Here is a 15,558-nt window from a genome sequence, read left to right as displayed (position 1 = left end):
CCCTTTCTCTATGAAAAAAATGCTCACACTCCTGCTCACCCTCACCATCTTAGGTTGTAAGGAAAGCTCCCCCGGTGCAAAAACTGCCCATACAGCGCAGCCCGATCTGCAATGGGAGGTGCTTTTCGACGGACAATCCCTTGAGGGATGGACACCGAAGATCACAGGGCAACCGGCAGGCATGGACTCTCTTAATACCTTTAAGGCTGAAGACGGCATGATCCGGGTGACTTACGACAATTACGAGACTTTCGGCAACCGCTTCGGGCATCTTTTTTACAAAGAAGCCTATGCAGCCTACTACCTCAGTCTTGAGTACCGCTTTCTGGGCGATCAGGCTCCCGACGGGGAGGGATGGGCATTCAAGAACAGCGGAGTCATGTTCCATTCGCAATCGGCGTCATCCATGCTACCCGACCAGAACTTCCCGGTAAGTCTTGAAGGCCAGTTCCTGGGGGGAAATGGCACAGATCCACGCCCCACCATGAACCTTTGCACCCCGGGCACCAATGTGGTTATGGCAGACAGCCTGTTCACTCCACATTGCGTAAATTCAACGTCTCCCACCTTCCACGACGAACAATGGGTCAGAGCGGGATTCCTGGTCTTAGCCGATTCGCTTATCGTACACTACGTGAACGGAAAAGAGGTTTTAAGATACAGCAAGCCACAACTGGGTGGAACTATGGCCGAGGATGCAGCTGAGGCCTTCAGACATGAAGGCAAGCCACTCAAAGAAGGATATATTGCCTTGCAAAGTGAAAGTCACCCCATAGACTTCAGGAACATTCGCATTTTAGATCTGCAGCCCCTAACGAGAAACAGGAAGGTACTCGAACGGATAACAGACAGTCTTATCACTCAAATGAAACTGGTACAAGACCGGTAATTACAGGCCTGTAAAACGTATTAAAAAGAACAGGGGGAGTTTCATCAACAACTCCCCCTGTGTTTATTTATATCCCGGGGTATTCGCGGAAACGTAACATGCTATTCAAAGCGTATCCCCTGTGCACCCAGTTCAGGTATGTTGACCATGGCATCGGTATTCAGGCTCCCCGGCTCCAACGTATAATTCTTTTCGAACATGGTATTATCCTGAAAATAGGTAATAAGATATTCATTGCGAAAGCTCACCAACTCGTCGGGCACGAATTCCAATCGGGCGAAACACCCCGAACCCAGTTTTTCAAGGCTACGCCTCATCACAGAGGTTTTCTTGTCTTCAGAAGACCCGCGCAACACGATCATGATGGTTTCCATGCTTTGCGCTCCGCTATTGAGCAAATAGATGTTCCAAACCTTAGCATCAGAACCTTCCTGCGCTTCGTGCAGGGCGAGCAATGAAACTCCTTTTACCTCAGGGATCTGTATATCCTTCTTCATCTTCTATACTTCTTAAGAGGCTCTTGATTAAAGTACGGTCTTAAATTGCTCGAGGAATCGCTTATCATTTTCACTCAGCATTCTGATGTCAGAGATCTGATGAAGTAAAAGAGCAATTCGATCGATCCCCATCCCGAAGGCAAATCCGGAATATTCCTTAGAATCGATCCCGCAATTTTCAAGTACATTAGGATCTACCATCCCACAACCCATGATCTCCAGCCATCCGGTTCCCTTGGTCATTCGATAATCGGTTTCTGTTTCCAGCCCCCAATACACATCAACCTCGGCACTTGGCTCGGTAAATGGGAAGTAAGACGGACGCAGTCTGATCCTTGATTTTCCGAACATTTCGGTAGTGAAATACTGCAGGGTTTGCTTAAGATCGGCAAACGAAACCCCTTTATCAATATACAGCCCTTCCACCTGGTGGAAGAAACAGTGCGATCGAGCAGAGATCGCTTCATTACGGTACACACGTCCCGGAGAAATGGTTCTTATAGGCGGCTGATTGTTTTCCATATAACGCACCTGTACCGAAGAGGTATGGGTTCTCAATAAAATATCAGGATCTGTCTGAATAAAGAATGTATCCTGCATATCTCTTGCAGGGTGGTATTCCGGAAGGTTCAGCGCCGTAAAGTTATGCCAGTCGTCTTCCATCTCCGGCCCTTCAGAAACATTAAATCCGATACGCGAAAAGATATCTACGATCTGGTTTTTCACCAAAGAGATAGGATGTCTTGCCCCTAATTCGAGTGGGGTTCCCGGACGGGTAAGGTCACCGTAGAGACGGGTTTCCTGCTGCTGGTCTTCTAACGCCTCCTTCAAGGTGTTCACCTTCTCCATAGCCGCTGTTTTCAGCTGGTTGATGGTCTGACCGTATTCCTTTTTCTGATCTCCCGGAACATTCTTGAACTCGGCAAAAAAGTCGTTAAGCAGTCCCTTCTTTCCAAGATACTTAATTCGAAAAGCTTCTACCTCTTTCACACTATCTGCAGTAAACGCTTCTACCTGAGCCAAATGCTCCTTAATGGTCTCTATCATAATCCTAATTACTTTGGATGGGCAAATTTAAATAATTCTCGCATATACTAACCCCTTATATGCGGTTATTACAAGGCCTGATATCATACCGCTGATAATACGGGTAAAGGTACGATGTCATACCAATGATATTACAGATTCAGGCGCAATGTCATACCATTATTATTACAGGTTCAATAAGATGTCCTGGCACTGATCATAACGGTTTCACTCAATACGCGCAAGGACTTCTCAACACATGGCAAGGCGGCTCAACACATTGAAGTGTAGTCAAACCTACAGGGAACCACTTCTTGCCGGACTTAATCGATAAACTCCTTTTCCAGAAAGTATTGTACAATGGCCTCTTTCATCAAAACGCTCTGCTCTCCTGCTTTAAGCACAGGCAATTGCTGCAGAAGCTTATAATGCGGCCAGCCGTCATTATCAAAAAAGTCGAACTCGTAGTACCCGTAAGGCTCGAGCAATCGACATATCGCGATATGCATCAGGTTTACCTTTTCATCTTTCTTAAAACGTCGGTGTAGCTGTCCCAACTCCTGTACTCCTACCAGGTAGATCACAGAGTCAAGATCGAGTTCATCTCCATCTGCAAACCGCATAGAGAGTTTTTCAACAAGGGTCTCCCATCGTTGCTTGAGTTGCGCATCGCGTGCCATAGCTTTCTTTTTTCGCAAAAATAAGAACTTCAAATAACATATATTTGTTCAAATTCCTGTCTGTATGAATTTCATTGATATTATTCTGGGAGCACTTATCCTCTATGGGCTCATCAAGGGGTTCCTAAATGGTTTATTCATAGAAGTAGCCTCACTTGTTGCCCTGATCGCAGGGATCTTTGGAGCCATTCACTTTTCGTATGTGGCGGGTAACTTTCTAACTGAGCATGTAGACTGGAATGAAGAATACATTAACCTTGCAGCCTTTGCCATTACCTTTATCGCGATCATTATTGCTGTATCGCTTATTGGTAAACTACTCACCAAACTGGCCAATATTGCAGCCCTTGGCCTGGTGAACAAGATCATGGGAAGTGTTTTTGGCGCCCTCAAATTCATAGTGGTTTTGGGCGGCCTGCTCATATTTATCTCCCGTCTACAGGTGAATATCCCCATTTTTGAATCGGCACAAACCGAGGAATCTTACCTCTACGAGCCGGTGAAAGATATGGGAAACCTGATTTTCCAGTTCATCCTTAAAGAAGAATCAGGGATCCCTGACCTACAGGAGATCCCCGAAACGCTCTAAGATCAATTTATTATCAAAACGCCTTAAGATCACTTTAATATCAAGAGGTCTTTTCACTTTCTTTTTCCTTTATAAATCTCAAAGCATCATTGAGATGATCGAAAAAGTGAACGTCATTATCAAGACCCTTAAAGATATTTGCCTTCTCCATAAACGCCAAGGGCCTCTCCTGCAAACCGGTAAACAACACCTTTCTCGACGATTTGGTTAGCTGCCTTACTACATCTTCCAGGGCATAGACACCCGATTGATCCATATAAGGCACCTGTTTCATTCTTATGATCACCCATTGTGCCTCTGCAGGGATCTGCTCGGCCATATCCTGGAACTCTGAAGTAAATCCGAAAAACAACGGCCCTTGCAGTCTTTTGATAAACACATCCTTATAGCCATCGTGGTCGAGATCCAGGCTCTTATCGGTTCCATAGGTCTCTAAAGGCAACACCCTTGAAAGTCCTGCGGTAACATCACCCATTTTCTTCATAAAGACAATAGAGGCGAGAACAAGGCCGATACCTACCGCATAAACCAGGTTCCAGAATACCGCAAGCAACAATACGACCACCATAATGATCACTTCACTCACCGGCATAAACCGCGCTGCACGTAGTCCTTTGTAATCCATAACCCCGATCCCAACAGTGACCAGGATACCTGCAAGTACCGCTGCAGGGATCTGAGAAGCAACAGGCCCCATGGCCAGTAATATAAACAGAAGCAATAGTCCGGCAACCATACCCGAAAGCCTGGTCTTTCCTCCGGAATTGATATTCACCACGGTTCTGATCGTGGCACCGGCCCCGGGAATACCGCCAAACAAGGCTGCAACTCCGTTACCTATACCCTGACCAACCAATTCCTTATTTGGCTCGTGACGGGTTTTAGTCAGGTTATCTGCTACCACCGAGGTAAGCAGGGAATCTATTGACCCCAACAAGGCCAGGGTAAAAGCAGTAAATATATACGGACTCACCGCGCTGAATTTAAATCCGCTAAAAAGCTCTAAACGCAGTTCCGGGAATCCGGCCGGGATCTCCTGTATGGGACGGTAATCAAGCCCCAGGAAATACGCTCCTGCCGTTACAGCGACAAGTGCTACCAGGGTACTTGGAATAACTGTGGTGACCTTCTTGAAACCGTAAATGATCACAATAGTGATCACCCCCAGGGCGAGTTCAAGCCAATCGATATTTTTAAATGCGCGCCCGGCATAAAAGATCGTACCCTTCACCCCCGAAGCCGCATTTTTTGCCTGAATGGCAGCTTCTTTTTCGATATCATCCATAGTGATCTTTTCTGCCCTTGCGATGGCACCTTTAAAATCTTCCAGGACCAAAACACCATCTCCGGCTTCCTCTTTAAGCATTTTATTGAGAATAACCTCTTGTGATACAGAGCGGAATTCAGTCGCAAGCTCAGCATCTTCCTTTGGATAATACCCCAGCATAGGGAACAACTGGGTGATGAGAATGATCACCCCAATAGCAGTCATAAATCCGGAAACCACCGGATACGGAATATACCGTATAAACTGCCCTACCTTGAGCAGTCCGAGTCCGATCTGCATGACCCCTGCTAACAGGAATACAAAAAGTATGGAGGGTAAGGCCTCCTGGAGATCACCCCCAAAGGCCGCTACAACACTCGCCACTAACACCATGGTCACGGCCGTCATAGGAGCAGTTGGCCCGGAGATCTGCGTATTAGTACCCCCGAAAAGAGCAGCAAAAAAACTTATAAAGATCGCACCGTATAATCCGGCACTCGGACCCATTCCGGAACTTACTCCAAACGCAAGCGCCAGAGGCAGCGCTACAACACCAGCCGTGACCCCACCGAAGAGGTCTCCCTTAAAGTTGGAGAAAAATTGTTTCATTTTATGTTTTCTTTAACTCTTTCAAAGTTCCGAGAAAAATCGGAAAAGACATAAAAAAACCCTCAAATAGTGCAGTACTACTGAGGGTTTTTTACGCAATCGTTAGCGGTATTATCCGAGGTTGTATATCTCTTTAATGTTGTCGAGTATACCCTTAAAATCGATGTGAAGATCGACCAGTTTTCCACTGTGCAGATCAAAAACCCAACCGTAAACCTTAAGTCCTCTCTCGTTATAGGCCTTTTGTACGGCGGCTGTTTTAATAAGGTTCACGCACTGTTCCTGTACATTGAGTTCTACCAGCCTGTCGTAACGTTCCTCTTCGCAGGTTATGGCATTGAGTTCATCCTTATGCAAACGGTATACATCGCGAATATTTCGCAGCCACGGATTAAGCAGTCCGAGGTCAACAGCCTGCATGGCCGCTTTAACCCCACCACAACTCGTATGGCCACAAACCACTACGTGATTCACCTTTAAGTGGTTTACGGCATATTCTATAACCGACATCGCATTGAGATCGATATTCGACACTACATTAGCGATATTACGATGTACGAAAACCTCACCCGGCGCCAGCCCCATGAGTTCCTCAGCGGTAACACGGCTGTCTGAACACCCTATATAAAGCATTTCCGGGCTTTGCCCCTTACCGAGTTCCTCGAAGTAGTTCTTATCGGTATTCAGCTTATCTTTTATCCACTCAGCGTTGTTCTCAAATATTTGTTTATAGTCCATTATTGGAAAGAATTAGTCGTTATTAAATGCTTCAGGCGATACTCTTTGAGCGAAACAGTTTGATGAAACTTTCCGGGTTCTCAAAAGTACCTTTCTCCGAGATCACCGTTATATGAATGCCTTTGTCTTTGGTCCTGAGTCGAAATTCATCGAGGATCTCCAGAATATCGTAATCAAATCGCACCACCTTCGACACATCGAGCTCCAAGTGAGTGTTGTCTTCAAGATTATTAAGCTCTCTTAGCACTGCTCCCTTATTCAAAAAACTCACTTCTTCAGAAAGGGTCATTCTTACCCGGTGCACTTCGCTATCCCGCTCTACGATGTGCAGGAAGTGTGAATTCTGGTAGTTCTTAATAAGAATGAGCAAGATCCCGATCCCCAGCCCAAGTCCTATTCCGAGTAAAAGATCGGTAAACACCACCCCAAGCACCGTCACGATAAACGGTATGAACTGCTCTCTTCCCAAGCTATACATTTTCCTGAAAAGAGCTGGCTTGGCCAGTTTATACCCCACCACAAGAAGGATGGCTGCCAGCACTGCCAGCGGGATCTTATTGAGTAAGGCAGGAATGGCCACTACAGAAGTAAGCAAAAGAAAACCGTGGATTATGGTCGACATCTTCGTCTTCCCTCCACTTTGCACATTGGCACTACTCCTAATGATCACCTGGGTAATAGGCAATCCCCCTATGAGTCCGGAAACGATGTTTCCGGTTCCCTGAGCAAAGAGCTCCCTGTTGGTTGGGGTCACCCTTTTTTGCGGATCAAGCTTATCTGTAGCCTCCACCGATAAAAGCGTTTCCAAACTGGCTACGATACACAATGTAATGGCCGTGATCCAAACATCATATCGGGTTATAGCCGAAAAATCAGGGAAGGAGAACTGCCCGAGAAAATCACTTGTACTTTCCGGCACCGGCACTGAAACGAGGTGCTCGGGTGAAATACCGAAGGTACTGCCGGGAGCAATAAAGAAGTTATAAACAACCCCTATGATCACCGCTACCAGAGGCCCGGGAATGATCTTAAAGACATCAGATTTCTTAGTGAGTACCAGGTCCCACAACAATAAAATAAAAAGGGACACCAGGGTAACAACTATAGCTCCTGAAGAAAAGTTCTGCATCATGGTACTAAGTGCCGAAAACGTAGTTTCCCCATCGGCCTGAAGGAAAGAAAGGTCTCCCTCATAGTCTGAATCGTAACCAACAGCATGGGGCAGCTGCTTTAAAAAGATAATGATCCCAATACCGGCCAGCATGCCCTTGATCACTGAAGAAGGGAAGTAATACCCTATAACCCCTGCCTTAATGGCTCCGAGTACGATCTGGAGGGCCCCACCAAGAACTACAGCAACAAGGAAAACCTCCCAGCTACCGAGATCGGTTATAGCATTAAGAACAATAACGGCAAGTCCTGCTGCCGGACCACTAACCCCCAGGTTGGAGCCACTGAGCGATCCTACCACCACCCCACCGATGATCCCGGCAATAAGACCGGAGAACAAAGGGGCCCCACTTGCCAGGGCGATCCCAAGACAAAGCGGAAGCGCCACAAAGAAGACCACCAAACTGGCGGGAAGGTCATTTTTTAAGTATTTGAACATAGATGTATTATGGTTTTAGGACAACCCGGAAGGGATATCCTTAAAAGTTATTTATTGGTTATGTAAGCGAATAATATTTGGCATAGCGCCAATGAAGATCAGGAACAGATCTCCGGAGGGGGTAGTACGGGGTCGGGAAAGAGATCGTCCGCAAAACCCTGAAGATAAAAGAATCCTTTAACCTCTGCCTGCATAAAGGCCATATCGGCCTTGGGAAAAGCAAATATGAAATGTTCTTTCATATCCTTTTCCTTGCCTTCTTCTTTTTTCTCCTCTTCTTCTGCCGTATTAAAAAAGTACGCCACATCGGCTTGATCTTCTATCAAGACAAGTATGGAGGGACTAATAATAAAGGTGCAAAAACTAAGGAGAAAAACATACAGATAAAGTCTTTCCTTAGTATTCAAAATAGCTTCTTCTCGTAAGTAAATTTAGTAGTATTCTTAAAAAGAAGCACTTTTTTTTTAAAAATCTTTAATCCTTTGAAGTTCTTCAGCAGGGAGCCATCCTTCTTTCCCGTCGGCCAGACGTATCTTCTTCCAGTCGTGCATGGCGTCCAGAATAAACACCTTGGTGCCTTCGTGAAGTCGAAATATTTCATCACTTCCCAGGTTGGGCTCAGACTTCACGGTGGTCTCACTGGCAAAGACAATGGCCGGATCGTAGTTTCTTTCCCATTTACGCTGCTGAAAAGCAAATAACAAACAAAGCAGGGATAAGAAGACCCATCCGCCGCTTATAGCAAAAAGCAAGCGCTTTCGTCCTTCGCGATCGGCAAAATAATACCCGATAAAAAAGAGCACGAACAACAACATACCAACAATGGCCAGGTAAGACCATACGCTATAGGTAAACGCTCCCAACAGCCCCCTGGTGAGTTTAGCAAAACCGGTTTTAGGCAGGGCATCGATATCGTCTATGGTCATATTGCGTGCATAGGCCAGATTCACCTTGACATCTTCATCATCGGGATCCAGGAAGAGGGCTTTTTCATAATAGAGAATACTCGGCGCAATGCGATCCATCTTGTAATAGGCATTCCCCATATTGAAATATACTTCCGGCGAATGCTCACCGGCAGCTAAGATCTCCTTATACGTATCGATAGCTGCCTGGTATTCTCCCTGATTGTACAGTTCGTTACCCGTTTCAAAAAGACTTCCCTGCTGCGCATTTGCGGTAGCAAAAGACCATAGCAGGAACAAGGCGAACACCATCAAAGATCTGGTATAACTGTAATCTGTTTGCTTCATTACTTAAGATGTTTATCAAGTACAGAGATCACTTCTGCAGCCTTTTCATAATCTACTTTCATACCATCTGCTGTCACAGGGGTGTAACGCGCCAGCTCACAAGAGCTCATCAACCTTTCAAACCCGACGATATCGTCTTCATTAGCACCGTTCTCCTTAAGCAGGGCACTGATCTTCTCTTTACTCAGATCGGCCGTCTCCAGCTTGAGCTTCGCCTTGAGGTAATTGTGAAGCGCACGCTCCAGCGCCTCATAGAAACGATTGCTGTCGTTGAGATTCTTCTTAGCTTCCGACAGGTATTTTTTCACCAGACGATTGGCCTTACGCACCTTATTACCCTCAACGTCAAGTTCTCGTTCTTTTCGCTTTTTACCAATAATAATGGCCAGCGGGATCAACAATAAGGGCCCGAAATACAAGAGATAGAACTTAAGCGTGCCTAAAAATTCCTTTTGTACAACGGGAACAAGGTTTGCCTTAAGCTTTAAGAACCTGAACTGATCACCGGTCATGGCCACACGTTGCTTCACTACGGGGGCGTTTGCAGCATTGGCAGGATCTGCTCCGGCAATTGGTCCGTCGAACACATCGATCACGCTACTCACCGATCGCAAAGTCTTATATTGTTCGGTTTCCGGATCAAAATAAGAGAACGCCACCTCCGGAACAGGGTATTTGCCTTTGAACTCAGGTACGATCGTATAACTCTCTGTTACCTGCCCTTTCATCCCCCCTAATCCGGTACGAACAGACTCTGAGAACTCCGGCTCGTAAACCTCCAGAGAACTCGGCAAGGTTAGTTTAGGCAACTGGAAAAGCTTGAGATTACCCTCTCCGTTAACCACCATCTTAGCCGTGAGCGATTCGCCGGCCTTAAGGCTGCTTTTAGATAGGATCACGTCGAAATCGAAATTCCCCACAGCACCCGAGAAATTCTCCGGCTTGCCCGCTTCAGGAAGCGGTTTTACCTTAAGGGTACTGTTCTTAGTGGCCACCTTAACATGGGCCTGGGTATACACCCGTTCTCCGAAGATATTCCTCCTGTTGGTAGGCACCTCTACTTTCACCTCAAGGGTCAGGGGTTCGATCTCCAGATCTCCGCTGCGTTGTGGATAAAGCACCACCTTTTTTAGTATGACATAGCGGTACTGTTTCCCGTTATACAGACCATTCTCTGCCCTCAATCTTTTAACATCGATCTCCTGAGACCAAAAGTTGTTATAGGTTGGATTATCTACTGGAATAAAATCGTAAATATTGATATCCGGGCTCACGTAAAGCTTATACACCACGCTAATAGCCTCGTTCAAATAGGGTCTTGAATTGGAAAGTTCGGCGACCAGGTGAAGTTTTTCTTCTGCGATATCATTAGCACTTGGCGGTGCATTAGGATCGTCTACTGCAGCAGTGACCTCGACCTTAACCGGCAGGGTCTTAAACACCTTTCCGTCGATCTCTACCGTTGCTTGCTGAATGGTGAAATTTCCTTTCTTCAGAGGCGAAAGCACATAAGAGTAGGATTTAGAAAAACTCTTCTTGCCATTCACCCATTGATGGCTTACCGACTGGTTTGGTCCCATGAGCACCCTGAATCCGTCAAAATCGGGCGGTGTAAAATTATCTCCGTCCTGGTTCATGGTGAAATCGATACGGAGGCGTTCATTGATGCCCAGCTTGCTCTTGCTTACCGAAGCATTAAAGCTCACCTCATCATCCTGAGCGTGTGCGAACCACACTGCTCCGAATACCATTAATACCGAAATATATGTTTTAAAAAGTTTCATTTGTATGTTCAACCGACTTACCAATCTTTTTCAGTTTTTACCTGGGCACCTTTGACCTTTTTCCCATTTATTTTTTCCTGCACCTTCTTTTCTTCATTGTTCATGGCCTCGAGAATATTCTTGATCTGCTGAGGGGAAAGCTGACTCTTACGGGGTTGCTGAGGCTCGCCCTCTCCTTCTTCCGGTTTCTTTTGCTTTTGCTCTTTATCGCCCTGACCTTCTTTTTCCTGCTCTTCTTTCTGGTCACCATCCTTATTTGGATCGCCCTTATCCTGCTCGTCATCCTGCTCACCACCTTCCTGGTCCTGCTGTTGCTCATCCTTTTGCTGCTGGTCCTGGTTTTGCTGGTCCTGATTTTGCTGGTTATCCTTATTATCCTGGTTATCCTGATTCTGGTCGTCCTGGTTTTGCTGATTCTGCTGTTGTTCTTTCTTCAGCTTTTCTTTTGCCAGTGCAAGGTTATAACGGGTTTCCTCATCGGTAGGGTCATTTCTAAGTGCCTCCTTATAAGCCTCTACTGCCTTTTGATACTCCTCGTTCTTCATAAAAACATTCCCCATATTGTGAAATGCCTTGTGTTTCTCGGGTTTGGTCATGGCCGTTTCACCGGCCTCTTTATAGCGCATAAAGGCCTCTCCCATGCTATTTTCCTTATAATAGGCATTACCAAGGTTGTAACGCGCCACGGCATTCTTTTCGCTTTTGGCGATCGCTTTTCTATAGGTGGCTTCTGCCGCTACAAAATCTTCTTCCAGTTCGTTATTCGCCTCATAGGTAAGGTCTACAGAAGTTTTAAGATCTTTAGCATCAGCCTCAGGCTCCTGCTCCTGGGCCACCACAGCAAAGGCACCTCCCTGTAAGAACAGGAGACCAAAAAAGATCTTGTACAACGATATTCTCATAGTAATGTACATTTAAGGTGTTTCTTCCTTTTCATTAAACAGGTTCAGTCTGCGCAGCCATGCCGTGCGGCGTTCCAGAAAGAACACATCCAGAAACAACAGCAACAAAGCCCCTCCGAGGAACCATTGAAACTGATCTTTGAAATCGGCGAACTGCTTCGCTTCAAATTCTTTTTTATCCATCTGGGCGAGCATCTCGCTCACATACTCAACGACCTCTTCGGTATTGGTTCCATTCACATAGCCACCCTCTCCCAGATCGGCGATCTGCTGCAGGGTAGCATCATTCAGGCGCGTGATCACCACATCGCCATTACTGTCTTTCTTATACGACTGTATAACTCCTCTTGAGCGCAGGGGTATACGACCTCCCCTGGCGGTACCCACCCCTATGGTATAGATGCGTATTCCTTCTGCCAAAGCCTTTTCTACAGCATCCTCAAATCCGCCACTGTGATCTTCCCCATCCGATATGATAATAAGCACCCGGTTGGTTTGATCCTGATCGTCAAAATAGGTCGTAGCCAGGTCGATGGCCTGTCCGATGGCTGTTCCCTGAGAAGACATCATATCGGTATTCATGTTCTGGAGGAACATTTTGGCAGCAGCGTAATCGGTAGTGATAGGCAACTGCGGATAAGCACCGGCAGCATAGGCGATGATCCCGATCCTGTCGCTTACCAGGTTATTGATGATCTCTGAGGTAATGCGTTTGGCTTTTTCCAATCGGCTGGGAGCAATATCTTCGGCTGCCATACTCTTAGATACATCCAGAGCAAAGACCAGGTCTACTCCTTCGCGTTTTACGGTTTCCAGTTTGGTTCCGATCTTCGGATTCACCAGGGCGAATGCCAGAAGGGCGAGCGCCAGACACCACAAAATGAGCTTAAGCAATGGCTTTAGGGAGGAACGCTCCGGACTAAGCCTTCTTAAAAGGTTCTGGTCACCAAATTGTTTTCGGGCACGTCGCTTCCAGAGTTGCAGCAAGACGTACATCACTACCAGCCCCGGGATCACCAGGAGGAGGTAAAAATAAATATGTTGGTCTAACTGATACATTTACACAAAGCTTCTGAAAAAGGTGAAACGCAAAAAGATCTCGAGCAAAAACAATCCTCCGGCCAATAGTGCCAACGGTCTGAAGCGCTCTTCAAAATTCGTATAACGAAACTCTTCGACCTCGGTCTTTTCGAGTTTATTGATCTCGTCGTAGATCTCTGAAAGGCTTTCGTTATTGGTAGCCCTGAAATAGCGACCTCCTGTATTTTCGGCTATGGCCGTAAGCAATTCTTCATCGATCTCTACCGGACGGTAGGCATAGCGAAAGCTACCGTCAAGGTTATAGGCTACCGGGGTTTCTGCCTTCCCGTTGGTTCCAATTCCAATAGTATAGGTTTTGATCCCGTATTCAACAGCGAGCTCGGCCGCAGTGGCCGGTTCTATAAAACCGGAATTATTTACTCCATCGGTAAGGAGAATGATCACCTTACTTTTGGCCTTACTTTCTTTTAATCGGTTTACAGAAGTAGCCAATCCCATTCCTATGGCCGTTCCATCTTCCAGCTGCCCGTAACGTATCTCTTCCAGGGCGGCTAATACAATGGCCTTGTCACTCGTGATCGGCGTCTTGGTGAAACTCTCTCCCGAATACACCACCAGTCCGATACGGTCGCTCACCCGGTCACCAATAAATTCTGCCGCCACTTCTTTTAAGGCCATCAGGCGATTGGGCTTAAGGTCCCTGGCCAGCATACTGGATGACACGTCAATAGCCATTACGATATCAATCCCCTTACTGGTCTTTGTTCGTGTTGAGACATCCTTGGTCTGTGGTCTGGCCATAGCGGTAATGATCGCAGCCAGGGCCAGCAAACGAAGTGCGAACAGCACAGGTTTTAAGCGGGCCAGAAAAGACGAGTGTCTCTTAAAGCTGTCAAGTGTTGGCATGGTAAGCGATGCTGCCTCCCGCTTTCGGGTAAGCACATACCAAAGTACGGCTGCCGGCAAAAGCAACAGCAACCAGAAAAACTGCGGATTTGCAAATTCAATATTATCCAACATTGGCACCTGACTTTTTAAAATCGATAGCATCTAAAATTCGCTCCATGATCTGTTCGGCATAGGTATCTCCCGGCTCATACACGATAAGTAATTGCTGAAGTCCGCCGGCATGCACAAAATTGTAGAGGGCGTACTCCATGCGCTTGGCTTCTCCCTTTTCCTGAGGCACCCGCATACTGCCGTAGATCTTTAAACCTTCTTTACCGGTTACCGAAGTATACTTTTCTTCCTTGACCAGCATATTCTGAACTCCGGAATCCTCGAGCATTTTGATCGCATTATCCAGGGCCTGAGTCCCCTCGATCTTGGACTCCTTTTTAAAGGTGGTTATCCGGAGATTAATGTAAAACGGATCACCCAGTGCGCCTTCTTCGAACACCTGGCTGCCATAGATCTCTTTTGCCATGGTTTCCGGCCAAGGCTGATCGGTTCTCACCAGCACTTCGGGCGTCTCCACATAGATAGACGGATATCCGTAATCACTACCCACCCATTCTTTTTCCAGCAAGCGCTTGGTAGGGTGGAGGAGCAAGGTGTCTTTCACCTCTTTAAAACCGTAAAAATACCCCAGGACACCTCCTACAGCCAATAAAAAGGCTAAGGCTCCGGCTACGGCATAGATCACCTGTCTTCTTTTGCGTTTACGCTCAAGAGCCATGATGGCCGCCTGAGCTTCTTCACTGTTCTCTTCCGGTTCCGGAAGTGCTTCTTTGGTTCTGTTCACCAGTAGCTCTGCTACTTTCCGGTCTTGTTTGATCACCTCATCGGCGGGCACCGTCTTCGCAAATTTTACAAGGTCGGCCGTTTCCAGTACTTTTCGAAACTGAAGAATAGAGGCATCGTCCAGTTTTAAACTTCCGGAATCGCGAAGCATTTCCAGCTTCGTGATCAGTTCTGAGGTCGTGCTTTCGAGGGCCGTAATATGCACCTCATCTTCCAGATATGAACGCACGATATTTGTAAGGTCAGAATAGTAGTCCTTGTACGCCGATTGTATAAGGTATCTTGAATTATCAAGTCGCTCCAGGGCAAGAAGAGCACGGTCATAAGGGGGCAACATCGCCTCCTTTTCATCTTCTGTAAGCGGCTTTTTGCGCCACAGGAACCAGTACAGGATAAACCATACGCCCCCGCCAATAAACAGCATCAACAAGAGATATTTCCACCAATCGCTATAACTGCGCTTAACCGGCTGCAACCCCTTGATATCGTACATTTTTTGCTTGGTGGTATCAACCATGACGGTGTTCACGCCCACCACCAGCGAATCTGTAAAATACGCTTTATCACCCACCATGATCTGCTGCACAGGCAGCACATAACTTCCGGAATCGAATTGGGTGAGGGCGTACTTTTTAATGAGGCTGTATTTGTCTTCTGTCTTGAGGGTGTCTACAGGGTAGGCCTCTACCACTTCCAGTGGCAAAAAGGTTTGGCCCTCGGGAAAGAACACAGGATTTACCGTATCGGTTTCCACTTCGATACGAAACTGTATCTGCTCTCCTATTCTGATCTGGGCCGTATCGGCCGACGATACTACACGCGCATCCTGCGCCCGTAGGGTAATCCCCCCCGCAAAGATGAAAAACAGAAAGAGTCCGGTAAGGTCCAGACTCCGGTTTCTCCATAGGATATTTTGGAAACAGTTCTTCAT

Annotated in this window: 15 protein-coding genes; 2 read left to right on the top strand and 13 right to left on the bottom strand. The window is 46.6% G+C overall.

What is annotated here, in order from left to right; all coding sequences use genetic code 11:
- Positions 1 to 10 precede the first annotated feature (10 nt).
- On the top strand, positions 11 to 889 hold the full coding sequence (locus IS446_RS03815) for a 3-keto-disaccharide hydrolase (protein ID WP_203058666.1): 879 nt from the start codon (positions 11 to 13) through the stop codon (positions 887 to 889).
- 101 nt (positions 890 to 990) lie between these two features.
- On the opposite strand, the gene IS446_RS03810 is transcribed toward IS446_RS03815, so the two are convergent.
- The 3 genes from IS446_RS03810 to IS446_RS03800 all read right to left on the bottom strand — a co-directional run bounded on the left by IS446_RS03810 (position 991) and on the right by IS446_RS03800 (position 3,092).
- A complete protein-coding gene (locus tag IS446_RS03810; protein ID WP_203058665.1) occupies positions 991 to 1,386 on the bottom strand; it encodes a hypothetical protein in 396 nt (131 codons plus the stop codon).
- Positions 1,387 to 1,413: 27 nt separating this feature from the next.
- Complete coding sequence (gene pheS / locus IS446_RS03805; protein ID WP_203058664.1) at positions 1,414 to 2,433, bottom strand: phenylalanine--tRNA ligase subunit alpha; 1,020 nt, start codon at positions 2,431 to 2,433, stop codon at positions 1,414 to 1,416.
- A 302-nt stretch (positions 2,434 to 2,735) separates the two neighbouring features.
- Positions 2,736 to 3,092, bottom strand: a complete 357-nt coding sequence (locus tag IS446_RS03800; protein WP_203058663.1) for a hypothetical protein — start codon at positions 3,090 to 3,092, stop codon at positions 2,736 to 2,738.
- Between the two features lie 64 nt (positions 3,093 to 3,156).
- Between IS446_RS03800 and IS446_RS03795 the strand changes: the two genes are divergently transcribed.
- Complete coding sequence (locus tag IS446_RS03795) at positions 3,157 to 3,681, top strand: CvpA family protein (protein ID WP_203058662.1); 525 nt, start codon at positions 3,157 to 3,159, stop codon at positions 3,679 to 3,681.
- A gap of 40 nt (positions 3,682 to 3,721) precedes the next feature.
- Here the strand turns inward: IS446_RS03795 and IS446_RS03790 are convergent, their stop codons facing one another.
- The 10 genes from IS446_RS03790 to IS446_RS03745 all read right to left on the bottom strand — a co-directional run bounded on the left by IS446_RS03790 (position 3,722) and on the right by IS446_RS03745 (position 15,558).
- Positions 3,722 to 5,557, bottom strand: coding sequence for a SulP family inorganic anion transporter (locus tag IS446_RS03790; protein ID WP_203058661.1), 1,836 nt, complete (start codon positions 5,555 to 5,557; stop codon positions 3,722 to 3,724).
- Between the two features lie 111 nt (positions 5,558 to 5,668).
- Positions 5,669 to 6,295: a carbonic anhydrase gene (locus tag IS446_RS03785; protein WP_203058660.1), complete on the bottom strand. Its 627-nt coding sequence runs from the start codon at positions 6,293 to 6,295 to the stop codon at positions 5,669 to 5,671.
- 31 nt (positions 6,296 to 6,326) lie between these two features.
- On the bottom strand, positions 6,327 to 7,904 hold the full coding sequence (locus IS446_RS03780) for a SulP family inorganic anion transporter (RefSeq protein ID WP_203058659.1): 1,578 nt from the start codon (positions 7,902 to 7,904) through the stop codon (positions 6,327 to 6,329).
- Positions 7,905 to 8,002: 98 nt separating this feature from the next.
- On the bottom strand, positions 8,003 to 8,230 hold the full coding sequence (locus IS446_RS03775) for a hypothetical protein (protein WP_203058658.1): 228 nt from the start codon (positions 8,228 to 8,230) through the stop codon (positions 8,003 to 8,005).
- 138 nt (positions 8,231 to 8,368) lie between these two features.
- Entirely contained in the window at positions 8,369 to 9,157 is a 789-nt protein-coding gene (locus tag IS446_RS03770) for a tetratricopeptide repeat protein (protein WP_203058657.1), read from the bottom strand.
- Positions 9,157 to 10,941 (bottom strand): BatD family protein, encoded by a 1,785-nt coding sequence (locus tag IS446_RS03765; protein WP_203058656.1) that lies wholly within the window; start codon positions 10,939 to 10,941, stop codon positions 9,157 to 9,159. Before IS446_RS03765 ends, IS446_RS03770 begins: the two co-directional genes overlap by 1 nt.
- Before the next feature lie 17 nt (positions 10,942 to 10,958).
- Entirely contained in the window at positions 10,959 to 11,843 is an 885-nt protein-coding gene (locus tag IS446_RS03760) for a tetratricopeptide repeat protein (RefSeq protein ID WP_203058655.1), read from the bottom strand.
- A gap of 12 nt (positions 11,844 to 11,855) precedes the next feature.
- Entirely contained in the window at positions 11,856 to 12,902 is a 1,047-nt protein-coding gene (locus IS446_RS03755; RefSeq protein ID WP_203058654.1) for a VWA domain-containing protein, read from the bottom strand.
- Positions 12,903 to 13,904: a vWA domain-containing protein gene (locus IS446_RS03750; RefSeq protein WP_203058653.1), complete on the bottom strand. Its 1,002-nt coding sequence runs from the start codon at positions 13,902 to 13,904 to the stop codon at positions 12,903 to 12,905.
- Positions 13,894 to 15,558, bottom strand: a complete 1,665-nt coding sequence (locus IS446_RS03745; protein WP_235996389.1) for a hypothetical protein — start codon at positions 15,556 to 15,558, stop codon at positions 13,894 to 13,896. The genes IS446_RS03750 and IS446_RS03745 overlap by 11 nt, the downstream gene beginning before the upstream one ends.

Origin of the sequence: Robertkochia sediminum (assembly GCF_016786255.1) — a bacterium.
In the GTDB taxonomy this organism is placed as follows: domain Bacteria; phylum Bacteroidota; class Bacteroidia; order Flavobacteriales; family Flavobacteriaceae; genus Robertkochia; species Robertkochia sediminum.
Note: the sequence above shows the minus strand (reverse complement) of the source record. Positions and strands in the feature narration are given on the sequence as shown.